Origin of the sequence: Methanoculleus sediminis, assembly GCF_001017125.1 — an archaeon.
GTDB lineage: Archaea > Halobacteriota > Methanomicrobia > Methanomicrobiales > Methanoculleaceae > Methanoculleus > Methanoculleus sediminis.
Map to the genome: position 1 here is coordinate 159,768 of NZ_JXOJ01000004.1, position 19,412 is coordinate 179,179.

Consider the following 19,412-nt stretch of genomic DNA (forward strand, 5'->3'; position numbering starts at 1 on the left):
GGTTATCAGCGGGTCGGTTGTGAAAGACGTCGCTTCCTCCTAGGCGATATCACGCTGTTTCGCAACCATTATCTCTCCGCTCATGAGATCTTCCCATGATCCACCGTGAACCCCAACAGAACCACAATTATCATGATCGTTCTTTCTATCACAGTTCTTTCCGTTATTTCTGCAGGCTGTACCATGATCGGTCAGCAATCCCCGGCATCGCCTCCCGCCACCCCGGATGCCGCACCTGCCCCCGACTGCCCGGCGCTCGTGTTTACGGACCGGGAGTTTGCTTTCGAGCTCCAGCGGACACTCGGCGCCTCGTATTCGGGCGAGGCCGATATCGGCGAGTGCCTGGCCACTGCGTCCCGGATCCGGGAAGGGGACTTCGAGAGCTGGTACAGCGAATGGAACAGGACCGCGGACAACTTCAGGGCGGCGGGCGACGGGAGTCTCGCGGCCGGGCACAGGGTCACCGCGATGGAGGCATACTACCGGGCCGCAACGTACTACCGCACGGCCGAGTTCTTCCTGCACGGCAATCCCGCCGATCCCCGCATCGTGGAGACGTGGGGGAAGAGCCGGGAATCATTCCGCGATGCGCTCGCACTCGATGTCGTCCCGTACGAGATCGTCGCCATCCCGTACGAGAATACCACGCTGCCGGGTTACTTCTACATGGTCGACGACTCCGGCAAACTCCGGCCGCTCCTCATTATTCAGACCGGTTTCGACGGCTGCCAGGAGGAACTCCATCCGTACGCAATGGAGGGGATCAGGCGCGGATACAACGTCCTGACATTCGAGGGGCCGGGCCAGGGCGAAATGATACGGGTCCGGCATATCCCGTTCCGCTACGATTGGGAGAACGTTATCGGGCCCGTCGTGGACTATGCGGTGAGCCGGCCCGACGTCGACGAAAACCGGATTGCGCTCTGGGGGATCTCGCTCGGGGGCTACCTCGCTCCCCGGGGTGCCGCATACGAGCCCCGGATCGCGGCGCTGATCGCGGACGGAGGCACCTACGATGTAGGACAGACACTCCTCGCGAACCTGCGGGAAGGCGGGGGCGCGAACCTGACGGAGATTGAGCTGCAGGAGTGGCTGCAGACGGATCCGATCGAGTTCAACGATGCCATCCGCGAGGTCATGGCACGCGATACCGGCACCCGCTGGCTGAACGAGAACGGGATGTTCGTCTTCAATGCCGGTTCGCCGGCACGGTTCTGGGCGAAATGGACGGAATTTTCACTCGTCGGGGTTGCCGAAGAGATACGGTGCCCCACGCTGGTCTGTGCCGGTGCGGCCGATCACTTCGACCCGGACGGGGCGCAGGCAACGGCGCTCTACGACCACCTCACCTGCGAGCGGGAACTTATGGTCTTCTCCGACGATTACGGGGCCGGGTCGCACTGCCAGCTTGGAGCGTTCGCGCAATCGTTCGGTGCCAAGTTCGACTGGCTCGACGATACGATGGGGATGACGGGCTCCCGTCCCGGGGAAGAATAGGGATATCGACCCTCCTTTTTTTGCGTCTCACGGCCGCTACCGGCGAACACGGTATCCGGCCGCCGTGAGAATATCGATGAGGGCGTCATCCCATTCCGTGCCGGAGAGGCCGTTCAGCGTCGGCTGCACCCGTTCCCAGAGCCGTCTGAGTTCCTCGGTGTCCGGGAGGAACGTTGTTTGGTACATCACCCGCCCGGCCCTTTTGCCCTGTGCATCGAGGATGAGAAACCGCCAGCAGCAGTAATCGCGACATATTTCGGGGCGCGTCAGGTGGACCGTACACCATGCCTTTCCCGTCTTTCCGTCGAGTGCGATGTTCCCATGGGACGGAGCAGGAGAATCCCGGGCGGTTTCGAATCTCAGAAAGGGGCATGCGTCCGGCAGTTCCGCGATGCTGCTCTCATCCTCGAAGAGGGCGATCTTGTCCGGGTCGACCCGCACCTCCTTCACGTCCCCGCTGTAGGCGTTGTACACGACAAAGGTGTAGTTGCCGCGCTCTTCGATAATCGTGTGGACGTTTCTCATGCTGCTGCAGCAGCTGCCGCACTGGCAGCACCTACATGCCATGGCGGGCGTCTCTCCGGATGCCGGGCGGTTGGTGTGCGAACATGCTCGTTATTCGATATTACTCATCGCAATGGTGAAATACCTGCCGAAGAATCGCCGGGATCGCATCTTACAACCGGGACGCTCCGGTTCCGGCGGGAACTCACTCTCCGATCATTTCCCGACCTTCTTGAGCGTGAACCGGAACGCAGCGCCCGCTCCCGTGGTGCCCGGCACCCGATCCTCGACCCAGACCCTGCCGCCGTAGCGCTCGACGAGGATCTGCACGAGATAGAGCCCGAGCCCCTCGCCGACGCCCCGCTTCTTTTTTTCATACCGACGGAAGATCTCGTTCTTTTCAGCGTCCGGCACACCCGGGCCCGTATCCTCGACCGTCACCAGCACCTCGTCTCCCTGTTCTTCCACCCGGACGGTAATCGCGACACCGGGACCGCCGTGCTTGACGGCATTGCCGATGAGGTTGTTGAAGGTCACGGAGAGGAGGTCGTCTGCCCTGACCTGGTAGTGAGCCCCGATATAGTGGATGGCACTGTCCGGAAAATTCTCGATCACCCCACCGACTACCGCATCGAGATCCATCGGTTTGAGTTCGGGAGGTGCCTGATGAATCCGGCGGATGGTGGAGACGGTGCCCAGAATCTCGATACTTTTCTGAATGCTCCGCTGAAGGTTTTCCACGTACCTGCCAATCTCGCCATCCAGCGTATCGGCAAGCAGTTCGATGTAGAGGTTCGAGACGTTCTCTGTGTTTCTTATATCGTGAGTGAGGATGTCAAGGTAGAGGTTAGCCTCCCGGTTTGAGACCTCCAGTTCACTTTGGAGCCGGAGAAGGTCTTCCGTGTGGCGCTGGAGGGCCTCCTGTGCACGTTTACGCTCCGTGATGTCCCATGCGTTTACGACAAAGCCCCTGATATGGGGGTCGCCCAGGAGGTTGGTCACGATTGCCTCGATCACGTGCGTGCCGCGCGGGCCCCTGAAGCGGACCTCGAACTGTGCGCTCCCTCCCGGCTTCTCTGCCAGGGTCGATACGACCTCCTTCACCCGCGGCAGATCCTCGGGCTGGATCATGTCGAACGCATGCCTCCCAATCAGCGTTTCGGGCGGAAAACCGTCTATCTGCTCGATAGGCGGGCTCGCAAACCGGATCGTTAACTGATCGTCGATGACGAGGATGAATTCGGAGCCCTTCTCGATGAGGGCCCGGAACGTCTTCTCGCTCCCGCGCAGTTCGGCTTCCGCCCGGTGCCGCTGGAGGGCGATCGAGGCAAGGCTCTGGAAAATCTTGATGGCCCGGAAATTGACTTCTCCGCCCTCCTGCCGGGTGAGGATCACGGCCGACCCGAAGATTTCGCCTTTCCAGGTGAACGGGATGCAGTACATCGCCCCGAGATCGGCAATGTCCTCGAATTTACGGGAGATCTCCTGCGAGATCTGCCCGAGGGCGATCTCCTGCAGCCCTCCCTTCACCTCCTCGATCTCGCCGCGGGCCATGATTGCCCGGATACTTGAGGGGATTTCGAGCGAAATCCGGGTGAGATCCTCCCCGAAGGCCTCTGTGATCTCCGGCAGGAACGGCTCGATGCCGAAGAACGCCCGCGGGCTCAGAGTGCCCGCCCGGATGTCGGCGGCGCTCACGATGACGACGGAACCGGGCGCGAGTTCGTGGAGGCGGGCGCCGATTGCGGAGAAGACGTCGGCCTCGTCCGGCATCGAGGCAAGTTCCGTCGCCACCCGGGAGAGGAAGGCCAGATCCCCTGATGTCCGCCGCACCTCTTCTTCGGCGGCCTCCCGGCGGGTGACGTCGCGAAAGCGGACGATCCAGTCCCCGGTCTCCTTCACCCGCCTTGAGGAGAAGACGTACCGCCGCTCCCCGGCGGCCGAGGATACCCCGACCGTGATTCCCCCGGACTCGGCGCGGTTCTGCAGCAGCGAGAGGATCCGCTCCCTCTGGTCCCCGTTCGCTTCCGGGAGGATTCGATCGGCGACGATGCGGGTCGCATCTGCACCGCGGGCGTCGTCGGCGGAGATTCCGGCGAGACGCTCCATGGAAGGGGTGACGGTGCGGACGTTCATGTAGGAATCGGCGAGGATGACGGCATCCTCCATGGCATCCAGTATCTGCAGTATCTCGGCTCGTACCTCCGTTTCCGGCTCAGTGGTATGCATACGGCCCAGCTCCGTCCGGCAGGATCGCCATCGGCCGAATAAACGGGAGACCCTCGTGCAGGGTTCTCCACGGGGATAACGTCACGGGAAGTATATAATTGTCTGTCTGCCGCCCCATCCGGGCAGCCGGTTCGCCCTTTTTGTGCGCCGGAGGAATCTCGATACGGCGGGAACTGTGGCTCCCGTTACAATAGACCTGGTGCGGGAACGGCTGGAATAATGGGAGAACTTGAAAGCAGGAGGAGTATAACCCAAGAATTGGATGCGGGGTTATAGATAACACGAAAAAATTTGATAGGTCATCACGGGGGTGTATGGTCTAGTGGTGTTGACACTTCTTGACCCGGGGCATGCGCGGGGGTATGGTGATCGCCCGTGCGGTCTTTGGTGAGTCTGTCCTGTAGAGGTTAAGGAAGAGTAACCGATAGGGTGGTCATACACGATTGCAGGAGGGGTGTGGGTGCTTGCTATGATGAGTAATGGGAGGGGGTTGAGTAGTGTAGCGCCCCTCATCATCATAAGTATGGTCACATAGCTGCCTCACATCACCGCGGCATCAGCGCGAACGCACCCCATCCAAGGTATTCACGCGTATACGCGGCGTAGCGTTTTGGTTCCAGAGTCAGTTTGTCTCTGACATCTTTCGCGAAGTCGTCGTCGGGATTCGCTTCGAGCCATCGGCGCATGGTGAGCCACTTGGCCGCTTCGTACCTATCCCAGCCGTCCTGGTTAGCCAGAACCATTTCCACAACGTCGTAGTCGAGGTCGCCGAAAGACGCGAGAAGTTCTGGAAGCATGAGAAAGTCGGAGATAGAATTGGCAAAGCATTCCCTGGCAACGTCTTCCGTCGGTGGTAACTGCCGCCAGTAGGGCTCGCCGATGAGGATAATTCCTTCGGAGCGGAGACTCTTTGCCAGAAGCTCGATGGTGCCGGCGACTCCCCCACCGATCCACGTGGCACCGAGACAGGCTGCCACATCGACCTTTTCGTCGGCGACGTAGCCGGCAGCGTCGCCGTGGATGAACTCGACCCGATCGGCGACTCCGAGTTCTTCAGCGCGGAGTTTCGCTTGCTCGGTGAACAACTGGCTCATGTCGATGCCGACGCCGATGATTCCGTAATCGCGTGCCCAGGTGCACAGCATCTCGCCCGAACCGCTGCCGAGGTCGAGCACACGAGCCCCCGGTTCCAGGCGCAACGCTGCGCCGAGAGTGGCGAGATTTTCCGGTGTTAACGGGTTATGGATGCGGTGAGCACTTTCGGTAATGTTGAAGATACGTGGGATGTCCATTTACAAACTCCTTTTCTAAGTTGTGTAATAACTGGAATATACCCTTAATGACTGTAATAGTTAAGGATTTTTCAATATCACACCACAGCCACAACACTTCGAGTTGTTGCTTTGGTGTTCCGTAATTAAATCTGAACTCACACTCTTTCAAACCCAGTGGGAAAGAATCCGTGTGGATTTCATTATATTTCCTCAGCACTCTTCTGGCCTGATTCCAAAAATTTTCAATACATTGCTATGATTCTTACCCTTGGCAAAGTGTGTTATGATCAAGCCGCTGATGGTGAAAACAAGAAGTAAATGCGAGGGGTGAGATTCGAACTCACGAACTCCTACGAGACCAGGCCCTCAACCTGGCGCCTTTGACCTGGCTTGGCAACCCTCGCCCTGTTCTTCTCTATACAATGCACTGCAACCAGAAATATCTTGCTCTGCCGGAACCCGGGCTCCCGCGGGCGCGGGACGGGGAGCCGTTCTCCGGGCAGATCCCTCCGGCTATACCTGTACCCCAGCGGCCCGGAACCGCCTTCGATGCGTATTTATGCGCCCGGTTCCAACGATCCCGCATGTGGGCTGACATCTCACGGGAGTTTGCCGATTCGCCGTCCCAGGGCAGGGTAGTCCGGTTCCTGCTGGAGAACGGGTTCGGCATCAACGAAGAGGGGCGCATCGTCTGCAATGGGATCGAGATCCCCGCGACGCACATCGGCAGGGCGATCGAGACCGACCGGAGAGTCGTCGACGCCACCGCCCGCCGCATCCTCGAGAATCCCGAACTGCGCGAGGTCTTTCTCCGGATGCGGGCCGCGCCCGATCTGACCCGGGTCGCCGAGGCCCTCGGCCTCTCGGTCATCACGCTCTACCCGAAGGACGCGCAGCAGAAAGGGATCGTCGGCGCGGCGGTCGAAGTCCTGGTCGAGCACAACCTCTCCATCCGCCAGATCTTCGTCACCGACCCTTACCTCGCGGAGGAACCCAGACTCGTGATGATCGTCGACGAACCGCGGATCCCGGCGTCGGTCTACGAAGAGATGCGGGCTCTCCCGCAGGTAAAACGGCTGGTTATCTGAAGAGTTCCATCTCCTGCGCGAGCCTGCGGATCCGCTTCCTCTGCCGACGCGGGAGGGCGATTGCATGGTGCAGCCGCTCTTCGAGCGTGATGACGCGGGTTCCCTTCACCAGGTTGTCCGCGTGGGCGACGATCTTCTCTTCGAGCGTGCGGGGCATGCAGTCGCGCGGGACAAGGTTGAGGAGCGAACACTCGTCGGCCGTCAGCCCGGCCCCGATGTGCCGCTCGACGATGGCGGCGATGCCCTCGTCGAGATCGAACGACCGGCATATCTCGCCGCCCGCTTCGGCGTGGCAGAGGTCGTGCGTCACCCCCCGCCCGATATCGTGGAGGAGGGCGCCGGTCTCGACCAGGTCGCGATTTATAAGGGGATCGGACGCGTAGGCGAGCGCAAGGTCGCGCACCGCCCGGCAGTGTGCGATGACCCCGTCGGAACACCCCGCCCGCCTGAGATGATCGATGCAGTCCTCTTCACGCACTCCCGAGGCTCTCCTTGATCCTGTCGATTCTCTTCCTGAGAGCGGCGGCGATGAGTTCGTTGTCGAAGTGTTCGAGCATCTCCTCGCAGTTCGGACACTCGAAGTTCCAGTTCGCCGCGTCCGTGAAGGTGTAGATGACGCTGCAGTTCCTGCACATGTAAAAGTCGTTCTTCTCCTCGTAGGCAAGCCGGGCGTCGAGGTGTTCGAGCACGTCCCGGACCTGCTCTTCGAGCACGTCGTGGACGCGGTCGAGGCGGAGGTGCCAGAGGTAGGTGAGCCAGCCGGTCTCGGTGTTCTTCAGTCGCCGGTACTCGGCCAGGCGCCGCTCGTAGAGGGTGTAAAGGGTGTGGCGGACGGTGTTGAGGTTGACCCCGGTCATCTCGGCAAGTTCCTCGTCACTGTGTTCTCCTCCTTCGGGGAACCGTCTGAGAAGTTCGATTCCCTCCTCCCCGATCATGCGCAGGATATAGGCGTTGATTGCCGGATCGTCCAACAGTTCAGTGACGGATACCATGCTCAAATCTCTCCTGTAATTGGATAAACGTATAAGAGTATATATGCCGCATCGATGTCTACCATACTCTGTTCTTAATCTTTAATTCACTTTTCCCGTCATGAGGGGGCGGGCTCATCTCCCGATCAGCCTTCGGACGGCCGCGGTGTTCCTCTCGAGGTCGGCATACGCCTCCTCTTCCGTCTCGCCGCAGCCGTAGACGCTCACGACGGCGTGTCCCTCCTCGAACTCGGTTCCGGGCCACGGGATATCGGCGACGCGGGGCGCAAGGCTCGAGAGGTCGGCATCGAGCCGCATATCCCGATCGGCAAAGAGGATCCGCCTGACCGCGACCTGCCGCGGCGCGGGCACCGCCGCCGGGATCACCCCGCGGCAGGCGTTCATATGCATGGCAAAGACGCTCTTCCGGGTCGCCATCTCGACGGTATCCAGGGTGGCCTGGAACCGGGGATTGATCTCGATCGCCCAGGGTTTCTCCCCCGCCATGAAATCGATCCCGACCGATCCCACGCACCCGCTTGCAGCGGCAATCCGCTCCGCCGCCGCGATCATCTCCCCGGCAAGGGGATGGGAGAACGGGGTGACCGATCCGGCGAACCCGTGCGCGGATTCTCCCCCGCCCCGGAGGATCTGCCGGTTGACCGCGATCGCCCGCGCACGCCGGCCGTCCGCGACGCAGGAGACGCTCGATGCGATGCCGTCGACGAGGGCCTGCGCGATGTAGGGGATCTCCGGCCACGCCTCCTCCCACCGGCGGAGTTCCTCCTCCGCTCTCACGATCGCGTTCCTCCAGCCTCCCGCTCCCCGGCGCGGCTTGATCATCGCCGGGTAGCACCCGGCGGCAAGCGGTGGAACCGGCACGTCCAGCCCCTCGAAGAATCGCTGGATCTCAAGTTTGTCGAGGAACCGCTCCACCTTCGCGGGCGGCGTGCCGCAGAGCGGGATCGTCGTCCCGACCGCCTCGGCGCCCGAAGCGACGACCAGCGCATCGACCGGATGGCGGATGGCGAATTCGGCGATCTTCTCCGGGAGTTCGTCGAGTTCGTCGAACGAGAGACAGTCCTCCGTATACCAGCCGAGATCCTGGTCGCAGAAGTGGTCGACGGCGTAGACCGCATAACCGGCCCGGCGGGCCGACTGCGCCACGTGCCGCGTGGCGAACCCCGCAACCAGAACCCGGCCCTTCACCGCTCCACCGTCTTCTTTCCGACTTTCGTCGGCTCGATCCGGATCTTTGCGTCCGGGTACTCCCGGTTGAGCTCCTTCCCCTCGAAGAGGTGGTCGAGGAAGAGGGCGAGGCTCGATATCTCTGAGTGGGGCTGGGTGGTCACCGAGACGTTGTAGTCGGCGAGCCCGTAGATGTCGCCCGGCACCTTCTCCGCCCCCACCACGACGAGCACCCGCTCCTCTCCGCGAATATCGTCGATGACGTCGGTCATCCGGAGCCCGTACATCGTGAGGTGGGCGACCTTGCCGCCGGCGGCCTTCCAGTCCTGGATGCACCGCCGCCACTTCACATCGTTCTCGATGAAAAAGTCTCCTCCCCACCGGTCTGCCACGTCCGTTATGCTCGCAGCGACGCCCGGGTCGTCCGCGGCGAGGTACATCCCCCGGGCACCGAGCGCCCGGGCCGCGAGCCCGACGTGGGTCGTCACCCGCTGGTCGCGTTCGGGCCGGTGGCCTATCCGGAGCACGGCTACTTCGGGCATGCCGCTCACTCCTCTCTCCTCTTCGCCCGGATCACGCCGTTCTCGATGACGAACGGCAGGTCTTCTCTGGTATGGCGGCACTGGCACTCGATCAGCGATTCCTGTATGGAGAGGAGGCGCACCGTCTCCCCCGACCGTCTGACGAGAAGGCGATATTCGAGACGCTCGATCGATGCCGTCACCGCACCTGGCTCGAATCCGGTGGCTGCTACCAGGTCTTCGACCGTAGTGCCGCCGGTTTCGGGAATCCGGTGATATACGGTCCAGTCCAGATCTTCCTCACGCACACCTATTCTTTTTTCCGGGGAGACCGATATAGTTATTGCACCGTTCCGGCTCTGCCGGCCGCTATCGGCGCGGTTTGCCGGTGCGAGAGATTGGATATGCAGGTGGGAACTGAATATGGGCGATTATATGGAACTGGCGCAACTTGCCGACAGCCTCTTTGAGGCAAGCGACGACGACGACGAGCTTCTCGCGAAGATACTGGATACGCTTGACGAAGAGACCCGGGGAGCGCTTCTCTCTTCCGACCTTCTCAACGCTTACCAGGTCTTTTACTACTACTTCCGGGAGACGCCGGACGAGCTGACGATGGAGCGGCTGCAGCTCCACGCGGCGTCCGACCTCGCACGGGGGCTCGTCATCGACGAGGTCGACCTCTACGAGGTGATCTTCTCGATGGAAGGCGGGGAGCCGGTCGTCACCCTCACCGACGGGGAGAATACGCTCGCACGGTTCAGCGGCCCGGAGGCATACGCAAAGATTGCCCTCTATATGGAGGAGTGCCTCTGATGCGTCGGGCCGCCTTCGCGTGAATTGACGGCATAGGGATGATGATGCGGTCTCACGCGAAGGCGCGAAGGCGCGAAGATTGTTGATTGTACCCCTACCTTCCCTTCGCGTCTTCGCGTGAGCTGACGGTACATAGGGATGGATGCGGTCTCACGAAAATTGAAGCCAGTAGCACTAAACCGGCGATCGGCCGACGGTGATCAGCCGTTCGTCCACTTTTGCCCGCACGATCGGCGGGAGGTCTCCCCATCGGACGACCGCGTCGCCGATGACGGCAAGCACGCCCCGGATACTCGTCCCCGGAAGGCCGTCGAGGACGGAGGTGTCGTCGGCCGCGATCCGGTTGCAGATCGCCGTCGCCCAGGCGTCCGCGGCGGCGACGTCGGGAGCGAAGACCGTCACGGCGTCGGCGGTGCCGAAACTGATCGACGGGCCCACCATCGCCGACGAAGTGCAGATGCCGAGGATCTCTTCCTGCGGAGGAACCCGGAACGCGAAGCGCCCGCTCAACGGTGATCCGCCCGCATAGATGCCGATCGTCACCTCGCGGTCGCTCACGAGAGCGATATCCCCGCCGTTGTCGACCAGGCCGAACGCCGCGCCGGCCTCGACCATCGCCTCCACCCCGGCCCGGGCTATGGCGCCCGCCACCGCCGCCATCGGCCCGACTCCCGCCTCCGCGGCTGCCCGGGCCATGCTCGCCGGGACGTTTGCAGGGTTCTTCGGGGTATATGGTTCGAACGTTGCCGAAAAATAGGGATCAACGGCGATCTGGCGCTCGACCTCCTGCCGGGCGGCCAGCATGCCGGATTTCGCCGCCTCGATATGCCCACGATCGTCCGCAAGGATCGTCGTGATCGTCTGCCGGAACTCGAAGTGCTCCCGGATCATCCCTGTTGCGAGAGGGCGCCGTGCGGGCACGCCCGGATGCACTTGCCGCAGAGGACGCAGCGCTCGGCGCTTACGACGAGCCGCCACTCCGCATCGAACGAGAAGACCTCCTGGGGGCAGACGCTGACGCACGCCCCGCAGTCGACGCACTCCTCCTCGTCGCGGACGACGGCGTTCTCCATCACGCGGACGGTGACCCCCATCTCCTCGAGGCGCCGCCGGACCAGGTCGGCGTCCTTATTCGGGACGTCGATCAGCATCTCGCCGGCCATCGAGTCGATGTTGGCCTTCTCGACGTTGATGAGGACGCCGGTCTCCTTCACCACCCGGGCGATCACCGGTTCTCTTCCCGGGTCGGCTCTCCCTTTCCGGGAGAACGCCAGCAGGAGTTTCATCGCCGCCGCCTCCCGCCGAAGAGTTTCCCGAGGTCGATCGCCGAGAGGATGCCCACCACCCGGTTCGTCGCGTCCACCACGGGAAGGGCGCTGATGTTGTTTTGCTCCAGTTTCTGGGCGGCGACGTCCACCGGCTCGTCGGGCGTCGTCTTGATCACGTTCCGGGTCATGATGTCCTTCACCTGCCGCAGTTTCCCGTCCGTCACCACCGCCTTCGAGACGTCGTAGGTGGTGATGATCCCAACCAGTGCGCCGCTGCCGTCGAGGACCGGCAGGTGGTTCGTCTCGTCTTTGAGGAGCCGCTTTGCCGCCACCCGGATCTCCTCGTCCTCCGTGATGCTGATCACCTGCCGGTTCATGATGTCGCGGACGCGGGGCGTGACGGCGGTCTCCCGCATCGGCCTCGCACGCTTTGCCGGGTCGATCCGGCGGGTGGGGAGCGCGAGTTCCATCTTCCCCCTCTCGATCCAGTCCTTGAGTTCCGTCGCGACCGCCCGGGCCCGGCGGTAACTGGAGAGCGACGACGTCCGGACGGTTTCGCCGCCGATCTCGACCGAACCGCTCTTGAGGTCGGCGTAACTGACCTTCGCAAGCGACGGCCGGTCACGCCGCGGCGTGCCGAAATCGATTATATCGGTCAGGATATCCTCGTCCCGCACCGCGGTGCTCCGGACGATCCCGGTATCGAGCACCGGTATCGGGATGCCGACGCCGACGTACATCGTCACGCCGTAGCCGTTCATCACCGCGGCGCGCAGGAACTCCTGGCGCATCTGCTTCATGTCCCCGGACACCATCAGGTTCCCGAATCCTCCCCCGGCGGAATGCTGGGTGCCTTCTCCGACGATCATGCCCTCCGCACCGGCGAGGAAGATCGGGACGCCGCTCCCGATGACCCGGAAGCCGGGGTCGTTAGCGAGCGGCGAGAGGGTTCCTGCGCCGGAGTAGGAGACGTTGCCGCACCGCGGGAGGAGCGTCCCCATGTAGGTGTTGAGCGTCCGGTCGGCGGCGTTCGAGGCTGCGTTGTAGCGCTGGAAGGCGTTTCTCGGGTTGACCATGACCGCCTGGTTCATGTCCTCGAGCAGCAGTTCCGTCGTGATGCTCCGGCGCGGGTAGCAGTCGGTCCCGCGGGAGGTCGCCCGCAGTTCGACGGTGCCCCCCGCGACGAGTTCCTCGAGGACGTGGGCGCCGCCGTAGAGGCTGTCTTTGGACTCGGCTTCCTGGGTTGCGCCCAGGTAGGCGTCGACCGCCGCGATTCCTGCGTATGCTTCCACGTCGTTGAGCCAGACGCGCTCCATCCGGATCGGGGGGTCGGCGTGCCCGAAGTTGAAGAAAGCACCGGTAGAGCACATTGCCCCGAACGTCCCGGTCGTGACGACGTCGACCTCCGCCAGTGCCCCTTCCTCGCCCAGTTCGTCGACGATGCCCGGCATCTCTTCGGCGGTAACCACTCGTGCACTACCGTCGCGTATCCGGGCATTGATGAGGTCGAGGGACTTTTCCATGAACGTATATTCATTTTGGAATATTTATAGGTGTTGATTATTACTTTAGGTAATATGGCGTCGGGATATGAACCCTGCCGGGAACGCTCAATCGGTAACATCCGGAAGATTTGCACTTCTCGAAAAAAGAGTGGGTTTTTTACGTATCAGTCCCGCCTGCGCAGCGAGACGAGGAGTCCGAGGACACCGAGCGCGCCTACCGCGGCAAAGGGCGCCACGCCCGCGTGGGGTGCCTGGGTCGGCACGGGCGAGAGCGAGGCCGAGGCCGAGGCGGTGCTGCCGGCACCCACCTGAACGGTGGTCGACCAGTCGCTGTAGCCGCCGAGCGCCACCCTGACCGCGTGGGTGCCGGTGGCAATACCGTCGACGGTCAGCGGGGTGATGCCCTTATAGGCGTTGTCGATGTAGACCTCGGCCCCGGACGGGGAGGAGGTGACCGAGATCGAGCCCGTCGAGGTCGACTGGCCGGGCTGGAGCGTCGCGGTGACGTGGCTCGTGGTCGCCCCGCTGACGACGACCGATGTCGTGTAGTCCTGGTAGCCGGAGAGAGCAACCCTCATGGTATGGGAGCCGACCGGGACGTTCGAGATAGCATACACTCCTGCCGTGGGGGTCTTGCCCTGGTACTTGTCGTCGAGGAAGATATCCGCGCCTGCCGGGTAGGAGACCACGTCGATGGCACCGGTGGTCTCGGAGGGGACGGCCGTCAGGTAGGCGTTGACGTAGCTGGTCACGCCGGGGCTCACGGTCACGCTCGACTTCCAGTCGTAGTAGCCGGAGAGATCGAGCTCGATGTTGTGCTTCTTCGCCGAGACGCTCGTGAGCGTCAGGGGCGTCCGGCCCTTGTAGGTTCCGTCCATGTAGACGTAGGCGCCGGAGGGGCTGGAGGTGACCTTGATCGACCCGTACTGCTCTATCGGCGTCAGGGTGAACTGCACGTTCGACTGCTGCCCGGCCCTGACCGTGACGGTGGCATAGTCCGGCTGGTAGCCCGAACGATCGCCCTCAAGCGAGTAGGTGCCGGGGACGAGGTTCTGGATCGTGAGCGGTGCAACACCCTTGTACTGCCCGTTCAGGTAGACGGCCGCACCCGAGGGGCTCGAGGTGACGTGGATCGAACCGGCGGTCTCGACCGGCTGCAGCGTCGCGTAGACGTTCACGGTCTCGCCCGCTGCGGGGTCCGAGGGAAGGCTGCCGGTGTAGGGCTGATAGCCGCTCTTCTCTACCCGGAAGGTGCTGTAGGGCGACCCGGTGGTGTAGACCGGGACGTCGAGCGCCCCTCCGTAGGTGGTACCTTTGTACTGTCCGTCAAAGTAGACATCGGCACCGTCGACGTTGCAGTGGACGCGGTACCATCCTTCATCTCCTCCGATTTGCGCGGAAACGGCTGGGATGCCGGCGCAGAGAACGAGGAGCGTCATTCCAATAATAAGAGGTCTCAGCATGTTCTGCCTCCGAAAGGCGATGATCGAGTCTCGGTTTTTTTGAAGATAATTATTTCTATTCGATCCAGTCCAGATTCATCGCCTTTATAAGATAATCGCACATTTGCTCTCAAAATTTGAGCAAAGTCACCCGGAAAATGAAAATTTATTCGAATGGATGAACCGGGCCGGGGGCGAACGGCCCCCGCCCCCGCATGGGTGGCGGTTCGGCGGCGGCCTCGTTCACCCTTTTATCCCGTGAGATCCATACGGGGTACTGTATGGATATCGAGAGGTTCATCGCCGCATTGGAGCAGGTCGCTCCGCCCGAACTGGCCGAGGAGTACGATGCAGGGAGGATCGGCCTCGTCGTCGAGGGAAGAGAAGAGATCGGAACCGTCTGCTGTGCGCTCGATGCCACGCAGCGGGTGGTGGATGCCGCCGCTCATGCCGGCGCCGATATGCTGGTCGTCCACCATACGCCTCTCTGGAGCCCGGTCACGGCGGTCCGGGGGCCGACGTCCCGCCTGCTCCGGGCGCTTCTTGCCGCCGACATGAACCTCTACGTCATGCATACGAACTTCGACCACGCCGAGGGCGGCGTCAACGACGTCCTCGCGGCCCGGCTCGGTTTCACCGGAGTAGAGCGGATGGCCGCCGGCCTCGTCGGCGACTGCTCCCTCGATGCCCGGGAGATCGCCCGCCGGCTCCCGGGCGGGGGGATCCGCGTCTACGGCGAAGTAGGGACGATCCGGCGCCTCGCCGTCGTGGGCGGTGCAGGGTTTGACCCCGACCTGATCCGGGAGGCCGCCGGTCTCGGAGCGGAGGCCTTCCTCTCGGCGGAATTGAAGCACAGCGTGGCCCGTGCATCGCCCATGCCCTGCCTGGAGGCCACCCACTACGCTCTCGAGGCCCCGGCCATGGAGGCTCTCGCGGCCCGCATGGGGTGGCATTATATCCCTGATCCGCCACACGTAGTGGTAGTTCCATGACGGGTATCTGGCAGAAGATGGAGCGCGACCGGATGCTGACGCCGGAGTTCCGCGCCTGCATAGAGCGTGTCTACGGCGAGCGAGGGAGAAAAGCGCTCGAAGCCGTCGATGCAGGGCAGGTGAAGCGTTACCTGGATTTCTTCGTCGTGGTGGGCCGGAGCAGCGAGTATATCGTCGAAGGGGACTTCTGCACCTGCAGCGACTTTCTCTTCCGGGGGCGCGAATGCTGGCACATCCTTGCGGTGCGCATCGCCGAGCGGACGGGGTTATATGAATCCTACGATCTCTGGTATCAGGACACCTGGAAAACTTAAACAATCCGCACAAACAACTATATCGGTCACAATCATACCAATTTATGCTGCGTGATTTTCAATGCTCGAGGAAGAATATACGCTCGATTATTTCAGGTCCGAAGGGTTTGAGCGGAAGGTCTGCAAGAGTTGCGGGGCGGCCTTCTGGACCCGGGACCCCGAACAAGAGTTCTGCGGCGACGCTCCGTGTGTAACGTATAACTTCATCGGCAACCCGGTCTTCAAACCCCATAACGTCAGCGAGATGCGGGAGGCGTTCCTCTCGTTCTTTGAGCGGCACGGTCATACACGCCTCGAACGATATCCCGTAGCCGCCCGGTGGAGAGACGATATCTACCTCACCATCGCGTCCATCGCCGATTTTCAGCCGTTCGTCACGAGCGGGGTCGTTCCCCCGCCGGCGAACCCGCTGACAATCTCCCAGCCCTGCATCCGCTTAAACGACCTCGACTCGGTCGGAAGGTCGGGACGCCACCTGACGCTCTTTGAGATGATGGCGCACCACGCCTTCAACACCCCGGAGGAGCAGATCTACTGGAAGGACGAGACGGTCGCCCTCTGCGACGAGTTCATCAAGTCCATCGGCGGCGATCCCGCCCGGGTCAGCTACAAGGAGCATCCCTGGTACGGCGGCGGGAACGCCGGAGCGTCCGTCGAGGTGCTCATCGGCGGCCTTGAGGTCGCGACGCTGGTCTTCATGAACCTCGGGCGGCAGAAGACCGACCAGCCGCCCGTCGACGTGAACGGGGTGCCTTACTACCCGATGCGGCTGAATATCGTGGACACCGGCTACGGTCTTGAGCGGTTCGTCTGGGCCTCGAAGGGTTCGCCGACGATCTACGATGCGGTCTTCCCGGAGATGGTGAGCCGCCTGATGCGGTCCGCCCATCTCGAGGACCTCCTCGACAACCCGGAGTTCACGAAAATCATGGGGCTCAGCGCCCGATTCGCCGGGGTGATGGACATCTCCGGGACGAACCTCTACAACCTCCGGAGGAAGGTCGCCGAGGCGATCGACGTACCCGTCGATCGGCTCGAGCGGATCGTCGTTCCGATCGAGAAGGTCTACTCGATCGCCGACCACACCCGCTGCCTCGCCTACATGCTCGGGGACTGCATCGTCCCCTCGAACGTTCGCGAGGGCTACCTCGCACGGCTCGTGCTTCGCCGGACGCTCCGGATGATGAACGACCTCTCGATGAACGAGGATCTCGCCGACCTGATCGAAGCACAGATGCAGGTCGTGGGGGTCGAGAACTTCGAGCAGGACGTGGATGCGGTCCGGGAGATCGTGGAGAGCGAGGAGGCGAGGTACGCGAGCACACTCGAGCGCGGGGCCCGGATCGTCCAGAAGATCGCCCGGAACTACAGGGCAAAGAGTTCCCGGGTGCCCCTCGATGAGGTCATCACCCTCTACGACTCGCACGGTATCCCGCCCGAGATGGTGAAGGAGGTCGCCGCCGCCGAGGGCGCCGTCGTGGAGATCCCCGACAACTTCTACTCGCTGATCGCCGAGACGCACTCGGAGGCGCAGAAGGAGGCGAGAGGAGAAGACCCGCTCGACGCCTACCGCGAGCGTGCGGTCTCTCTCCCCCCGACGAAGAAACTCTACTACGAGCTCCCGAACGAGGTCGAGTTCGAGGCGATGGTGCTGGACTACTTCGACGGGATGGCGGTGCTCGACCAGACGCTCTTCTACCCCGAGGGCGGCGGCCAGCCGTCCGATACCGGCACCCTGGTGACGTCCGAGAACATGGTGCGGGTGGAGGAGGTCGTGAAACTCGGCGAGGTGATCCTCCACCGGGTCACGGGCGGTTGCCTCAAGCGCGGCGAACGGGTAAAGGGCATGGTGGACGAGGAACGCCGGTGGTCGCTGATGCGCCACCACACGGCGACCCACGTTCTCCTGCACGCCGCAAAGGAAGTGCTCGGCGTCCACGTGCACCAGGCGGGCGCCCAGAAGGGGAGCGAGGCTTCCCGCCTGGACATCCGGCACTACAAGCACATCACGCCCGACGAACTCAAGAGGATCGAGCTCGAGGCGAACCGGCTGGTCATGGCCGATACGCCGGTCTACGTCCACGTCGAGGAGCGGACGAAAGCCGAGCAGAAGTACGGGTTCTGCCTCTACCAGGGCGGCGTCCCGCCGGGCCGGGAGATCCGAACGGTGCAGGTCGGCGCCGACGTGCAGGCGTGTGCGGGAACGCACGTCCGGACGACCGGCGAGATCGGGCCGATCCGGGTCCTCGGCGTCGAGCATATCCAGGACGGCGTCGAGCGGCTGGTCTTTGCTGCCGGCATCGCCGCCGTGCATGCCGTGCAGCACCTGGCCGACCTCCTCCAGGAGTCCGCCGACGTGGTGAGCGTCCAGCCCGGGAACCTGCCGGCGACGGTAGCAAGATTCTTCTCGGAGTGGAAGGAACAGAAGAAGGAGATTGAACGTCTCCAGAAGAAAGTGGTGGACCTCGAGATGCAGAATCTCGACGGCGAGGTTGTGGACGGGGTCAGGGTCGTCGTCAGAACGCTCGATGCGACCCATAAGGAACTCGTCGCACTCGCCACGACCGTCGCCGACGAGGGCGGCGTGGCGCTCTTTGCGTCAGGCGACGGCACCGTGAAGGTGGTGGCGACGTCGGGCGCCCCGACGGTGAACGCCGTCGATGTCGTGCGGGAGGTCTGCGGCATCCTCGGCGGGAAGGGCGGCGGCAAGCCGAACCTTGCGCAGGGCGCGGGTCCGGACGCTTCCCGTCTCGAAGAGGCGCTCGAGTACGGGCGCAACAGAATCATAGAAGCACTCCATGGCGAATGATGTTGTAGTTATCCAGCCGGGCGATGAAAAGGCACAGAGGATCGCCCGGGCGATGGCGAGCCAGACGGCAAACGCGATCATCCAGGCCTTCGGCGGCGGGCCGCTGACGTCGTCGGAGGTCGCCCGACGGATGAAGATCCCCATCACCACCGCTTCTTATCATATCGAGAACCTTCTCGACGCCGGGCTTCTCGAGGTTATGGAGACACGCTGGAGCGAGAAGGGACGCGAGGTGAAGGTCTACGGCCTTGCGAACCAGATTCTCATCATCGCGTCGCCGGCAAGCGATCTCCGGTCGGTGCTGCAGAAGTACGCAACGCTCTTTGGAATCGTCGCCCTCGCGAGCCTCGGCCTCTGGGCACTCCTCCCTGCGGTGCTGCCGTTCGGCGGCTATACTCCCGTCTCACGGCTGATGACCGAGAACGGTGATAAATACGCCGGCGGCACCGGGGAGGACGTTTCGACGCTCCAGTCTCCCGTTCCCGCCCTGGACGGCGCCGGGGCGCTGCCGGTCCACGACCTGGTGATGAGCTTCTTCTTCGGCGCCTGCGCGGTGCTGTTCGCGCTGCTGGCCTACGAGGTCTACTACTGGTGGCGCACATCCCCGCGCGATCGGGTGGAAAAAGAGCGGAAATGATCTAAATAGGGTCCGGAGAGGGGGTTTGGAGGGTCTTTATCGCCGCCCCCTTGCAACTCCCGCTTCCGGTTGTTTTCCGGTTCCTGCTTCGACTTTTGCTCCGCACTTGGGACAACGTGTCTTCTTCGGGTTGATCTCCGCTCCGCAACTGTAGCATTTCGGCATGGTATATCACCACACTGTGCCTGATTGGGCCCTGATATCATAAGGCTATCTCATGGAGATTTCGGCCGTAGTCCGGGCTGATGGCTTAAAACGCCCTTAATCGCGGCTTAAATCTGGTTTACGGGGATCTCGTGCACCGGTGGTTGCGAGGGGCCGGCCTCCGGCTGTTTCCGGCCCCCCGGGAGAGGAACT

General features: G+C 62.7%; 19 protein-coding genes, 1 tRNA gene and 1 pseudogene. 7 read left to right on the top strand and 14 right to left on the bottom strand.

Features of this window, described 5'->3' with window-relative positions; translation table 11 throughout:
* Positions 1 to 183: 183 nt before the first annotated feature.
* Positions 184 to 1,497 carry an alpha/beta hydrolase family protein gene (locus SZ63_RS09300; RefSeq protein ID WP_241481306.1) on the top strand — a complete coding sequence of 438 codons (1,314 nt, stop codon included), beginning with the start codon at positions 184 to 186 and terminating at the stop codon, positions 1,495 to 1,497.
* Between the two features lie 36 nt (positions 1,498 to 1,533).
* Here the strand turns inward: SZ63_RS09300 and SZ63_RS09305 are convergent, their stop codons facing one another.
* The 5 genes and pseudogenes from SZ63_RS09305 to SZ63_RS09320 form a co-directional block, all read right to left on the bottom strand.
* Positions 1,534 to 2,064 (bottom strand): hypothetical protein, encoded by a 531-nt coding sequence (locus SZ63_RS09305; RefSeq protein ID WP_048184527.1) that lies wholly within the window; start codon positions 2,062 to 2,064, stop codon positions 1,534 to 1,536.
* 153 nt (positions 2,065 to 2,217) lie between these two features.
* Entirely contained in the window at positions 2,218 to 4,230 is a 2,013-nt protein-coding gene (locus tag SZ63_RS12470) for a PAS domain S-box protein (protein ID WP_082122733.1), read from the bottom strand.
* A gap of 545 nt (positions 4,231 to 4,775) precedes the next feature.
* Complete coding sequence (locus tag SZ63_RS09315; RefSeq protein ID WP_048184530.1) at positions 4,776 to 5,522, bottom strand: SAM-dependent methyltransferase; 747 nt, start codon at positions 5,520 to 5,522, stop codon at positions 4,776 to 4,778.
* Positions 5,523 to 5,595: 73 nt separating this feature from the next.
* Positions 5,596 to 5,817, bottom strand: a pseudogene (locus SZ63_RS12770) (IS1595 family transposase); the annotation flags it as partial.
* A gap of 6 nt (positions 5,818 to 5,823) precedes the next feature.
* Positions 5,824 to 5,908: transfer RNA gene (locus SZ63_RS09320), tRNA-Leu, on the bottom strand.
* A gap of 180 nt (positions 5,909 to 6,088) precedes the next feature.
* Between SZ63_RS09320 and SZ63_RS09325 the strand changes: the two genes are divergently transcribed.
* A complete protein-coding gene (locus SZ63_RS09325; RefSeq protein ID WP_048184532.1) occupies positions 6,089 to 6,592 on the top strand; it encodes a regulator of amino acid metabolism, contains ACT domain protein in 504 nt (167 codons plus the stop codon).
* Here the strand turns inward: SZ63_RS09325 and SZ63_RS09330 are convergent.
* The 5 genes from SZ63_RS09330 to SZ63_RS09350 all read right to left on the bottom strand — a co-directional run bounded on the left by SZ63_RS09330 (position 6,585) and on the right by SZ63_RS09350 (position 9,580).
* Positions 6,585 to 7,070, bottom strand: coding sequence for an HDIG domain-containing metalloprotein (locus SZ63_RS09330; protein ID WP_048184535.1), 486 nt, complete (start codon positions 7,068 to 7,070; stop codon positions 6,585 to 6,587). The two genes, SZ63_RS09325 and SZ63_RS09330, sit on opposite strands and share 8 nt — an antisense overlap.
* On the bottom strand, positions 7,063 to 7,584 hold the full coding sequence (locus SZ63_RS09335; RefSeq protein WP_048184537.1) for a transcription factor: 522 nt from the start codon (positions 7,582 to 7,584) through the stop codon (positions 7,063 to 7,065). Before SZ63_RS09335 ends, SZ63_RS09330 begins: the two co-directional genes overlap by 8 nt.
* 114 nt (positions 7,585 to 7,698) lie before the next feature.
* On the bottom strand, positions 7,699 to 8,772 hold the full coding sequence (locus tag SZ63_RS09340) for an ATP-grasp domain-containing protein (RefSeq protein ID WP_048184538.1): 1,074 nt from the start codon (positions 8,770 to 8,772) through the stop codon (positions 7,699 to 7,701).
* Complete coding sequence (locus SZ63_RS09345; RefSeq protein WP_048184540.1) at positions 8,769 to 9,293, bottom strand: tRNA (cytidine(56)-2'-O)-methyltransferase; 525 nt, start codon at positions 9,291 to 9,293, stop codon at positions 8,769 to 8,771. Before SZ63_RS09345 ends, SZ63_RS09340 begins: the two co-directional genes overlap by 4 nt.
* Positions 9,294 to 9,298: 5 nt before the next feature.
* Entirely contained in the window at positions 9,299 to 9,580 is a 282-nt protein-coding gene (locus SZ63_RS09350) for a hypothetical protein (RefSeq protein WP_048184542.1), read from the bottom strand.
* Between the two features lie 115 nt (positions 9,581 to 9,695).
* Between SZ63_RS09350 and SZ63_RS09355 the strand changes: the two genes are divergently transcribed.
* Positions 9,696 to 10,088, top strand: coding sequence for a hypothetical protein (locus SZ63_RS09355; RefSeq protein WP_048184545.1), 393 nt, complete (start codon positions 9,696 to 9,698; stop codon positions 10,086 to 10,088).
* A gap of 174 nt (positions 10,089 to 10,262) precedes the next feature.
* On the opposite strand, the gene SZ63_RS09360 is transcribed toward SZ63_RS09355, so the two are convergent.
* The 4 genes from SZ63_RS09360 to SZ63_RS09375 all read right to left on the bottom strand — a co-directional run bounded on the left by SZ63_RS09360 (position 10,263) and on the right by SZ63_RS09375 (position 14,300).
* Complete coding sequence (locus SZ63_RS09360) at positions 10,263 to 10,979, bottom strand: UPF0280 family protein (RefSeq protein WP_048184548.1); 717 nt, start codon at positions 10,977 to 10,979, stop codon at positions 10,263 to 10,265.
* Positions 10,976 to 11,374: a 4Fe-4S binding protein gene (locus SZ63_RS09365; RefSeq protein WP_048184550.1), complete on the bottom strand. Its 399-nt coding sequence runs from the start codon at positions 11,372 to 11,374 to the stop codon at positions 10,976 to 10,978. The genes SZ63_RS09360 and SZ63_RS09365 overlap by 4 nt, the downstream gene beginning before the upstream one ends.
* Positions 11,371 to 12,879 (bottom strand): homocysteine biosynthesis protein, encoded by a 1,509-nt coding sequence (locus SZ63_RS09370; RefSeq protein WP_048184554.1) that lies wholly within the window; start codon positions 12,877 to 12,879, stop codon positions 11,371 to 11,373. The genes SZ63_RS09365 and SZ63_RS09370 overlap by 4 nt, the downstream gene beginning before the upstream one ends.
* Before the next feature lie 146 nt (positions 12,880 to 13,025).
* Positions 13,026 to 14,300, bottom strand: coding sequence for a PEGA domain-containing protein (locus SZ63_RS09375; RefSeq protein ID WP_241481307.1), 1,275 nt, complete (start codon positions 14,298 to 14,300; stop codon positions 13,026 to 13,028).
* Positions 14,301 to 14,584: 284 nt separating this feature from the next.
* On the opposite strand from SZ63_RS09375, the gene SZ63_RS09380 reads away from it, so the two are divergent.
* The 4 genes from SZ63_RS09380 to SZ63_RS09395 all read left to right on the top strand — a co-directional run bounded on the left by SZ63_RS09380 (position 14,585) and on the right by SZ63_RS09395 (position 19,055).
* Complete coding sequence (locus SZ63_RS09380) at positions 14,585 to 15,295, top strand: Nif3-like dinuclear metal center hexameric protein (protein WP_048184714.1); 711 nt, start codon at positions 14,585 to 14,587, stop codon at positions 15,293 to 15,295.
* Positions 15,292 to 15,609: an SWIM zinc finger family protein gene (locus tag SZ63_RS09385; protein ID WP_048184560.1), complete on the top strand. Its 318-nt coding sequence runs from the start codon at positions 15,292 to 15,294 to the stop codon at positions 15,607 to 15,609. The genes SZ63_RS09380 and SZ63_RS09385 overlap by 4 nt, the downstream gene beginning before the upstream one ends.
* A gap of 61 nt (positions 15,610 to 15,670) precedes the next feature.
* Positions 15,671 to 18,418, top strand: a complete 2,748-nt coding sequence (gene alaS, locus SZ63_RS09390; RefSeq protein ID WP_048184562.1) for an alanine--tRNA ligase — start codon at positions 15,671 to 15,673, stop codon at positions 18,416 to 18,418.
* Positions 18,408 to 19,055, top strand: coding sequence for an ArsR/SmtB family transcription factor (locus SZ63_RS09395; protein WP_048184566.1), 648 nt, complete (start codon positions 18,408 to 18,410; stop codon positions 19,053 to 19,055). The genes alaS and SZ63_RS09395 overlap by 11 nt, the downstream gene beginning before the upstream one ends.
* The last annotated feature ends 357 nt before the right edge of the window (positions 19,056 to 19,412 follow it).

Coding starts and splice junctions, on each gene's coding strand:
- SZ63_RS09370 (WP_048184554.1), bottom strand. CDS start 12,879: ATGGAAAAGTCCCTCGACCTCATCAATGCCCGGATACGCGACGGTAGT.
- SZ63_RS09375 (WP_241481307.1), bottom strand. CDS start 14,300: ATGACGCTCCTCGTTCTCTGCGCCGGCATCCCAGCCGTTTCCGCGCAA.
- SZ63_RS09305 (WP_048184527.1), bottom strand. CDS start 2,064: ATGGCATGTAGGTGCTGCCAGTGCGGCAGCTGCTGCAGCAGCATGAGA.
- SZ63_RS09360 (WP_048184548.1), bottom strand. CDS start 10,979: ATGATCCGGGAGCACTTCGAGTTCCGGCAGACGATCACGACGATCCTT.
- alaS (WP_048184562.1), top strand. CDS start 15,671: ATGCTCGAGGAAGAATATACGCTCGATTATTTCAGGTCCGAAGGGTTT.
- SZ63_RS09345 (WP_048184540.1), bottom strand. CDS start 9,293: ATGCCCGAAGTAGCCGTGCTCCGGATAGGCCACCGGCCCGAACGCGAC.
- SZ63_RS09355 (WP_048184545.1), top strand. CDS start 9,696: ATGGGCGATTATATGGAACTGGCGCAACTTGCCGACAGCCTCTTTGAG.
- SZ63_RS12470 (WP_082122733.1), bottom strand. CDS start 4,230: ATGCATACCACTGAGCCGGAAACGGAGGTACGAGCCGAGATACTGCAG.
- SZ63_RS09300 (WP_241481306.1), top strand. CDS start 184: ATGATCGGTCAGCAATCCCCGGCATCGCCTCCCGCCACCCCGGATGCC.
- SZ63_RS09395 (WP_048184566.1), top strand. CDS start 18,408: ATGGCGAATGATGTTGTAGTTATCCAGCCGGGCGATGAAAAGGCACAG.
- SZ63_RS09385 (WP_048184560.1), top strand. CDS start 15,292: ATGACGGGTATCTGGCAGAAGATGGAGCGCGACCGGATGCTGACGCCG.
- SZ63_RS09380 (WP_048184714.1), top strand. CDS start 14,585: ATGGATATCGAGAGGTTCATCGCCGCATTGGAGCAGGTCGCTCCGCCC.
- SZ63_RS09315 (WP_048184530.1), bottom strand. CDS start 5,522: ATGGACATCCCACGTATCTTCAACATTACCGAAAGTGCTCACCGCATC.
- SZ63_RS09325 (WP_048184532.1), top strand. CDS start 6,089: ATGTGGGCTGACATCTCACGGGAGTTTGCCGATTCGCCGTCCCAGGGC.
- SZ63_RS09335 (WP_048184537.1), bottom strand. CDS start 7,584: ATGGTATCCGTCACTGAACTGTTGGACGATCCGGCAATCAACGCCTAT.
- SZ63_RS09365 (WP_048184550.1), bottom strand. CDS start 11,374: ATGAAACTCCTGCTGGCGTTCTCCCGGAAAGGGAGAGCCGACCCGGGA.